A 1,050-nucleotide genomic window follows, 5' to 3' on the forward strand; every position below is an offset into this window, starting at 1 on the left:
ACAGCGTTACGCGCCATGTCCTGGTTYTGCCGCACCACGAGGACGATTTCGTCGGTGGCCTGGCTGGTGCGCGAAGCCAGTTGCCGAACCTCATCCGCCACCACGGCGAACCCCCGCCCCTGCTCGCCSGCWCGCGCYGCTTCGATGGCCGCGTTGAGCGCCAGCAGRTTGGTCTGTTCGGCAATGCCGCTGATGGTTTTGACAATGGTACCGATCACCAGCGACTGCTCGTTCAGGGCTTCGATGCCATCGCCAGCGGTTTGCATGTGTTTGGCCAGGTCACGCATCACGTCCACGGCCTGGGTCACCACGGYGTTACCGCGCTGGGCGCTTTGGTCAGTTTGCTGCGAAGTGCTGTAGGCAATGTTGGCAGCCTCGGCGACGGCTTGTTCCTGATTGACCTGATCGGTAATCACCGTGGCGAACTTCACCACCTTATAGAGCTTGTTGTTGGCATCGGMCACCGGGTTGTAGGACGCCTCCAGCCAGACCGTACGACCGTGGCTGTCGACACGCTTGAAGCGCTCGGCCACGTATTCGCCCGCGTTCAGGCGACGCCAGAAGTCCTGGTACTCGGCACTGTTGTATTCCTCCGGCAGGCAGAAGGTGCGGTGATGTTTGCCCTTGATCTGCGCCAGGCTGTACCCCATACCGCTGAGGAAGCGGTCATTGGCAGTCAGCACGTTGCCATTGAGATCGAACTCGATCACCGCCGTGGAACGCACCAGCGCACCGATCAGGTTCTCGTGCTCGCGGGAGGCCTCGATGGTGCGGGTCAGGTCGCTGGAGAAGATCGAAAAATGCTTGATCCGCCCATCGGCCGAGCGCACCGGTTGCAGGATCGAACGCAACCAGGCTTCCTGGCCCGTGCCGCGCAACAGGCGCACTGCGCCGGCGAAGTGCTCGCCACGGGTCAGCGCGTTCTTGAAACGCTGCTGGAATTCGTCGAACTTCACGTGATCCGGGACGAAGTCGTCGATGTGTCGGCCGATCAGGTCACCGCTCTTGTAGTGCATTTCGCCAAGGAAGTTCTGGTTGACCGACTGAACC

Annotated in this window: 1 protein-coding gene; it reads right to left on the bottom strand. The window is 61.6% G+C overall.

The genetic code is table 11. From position 1 onward, the window contains the following. A partial coding sequence (locus ACXRVY_RS31185; protein ID WP_458239231.1) for a methyl-accepting chemotaxis protein occupies window positions 1-1,050 on the bottom strand: 1,050 nt, incomplete at both ends.

This window comes from Pseudomonas sp. P5_A2_2, assembly GCF_054177685.1.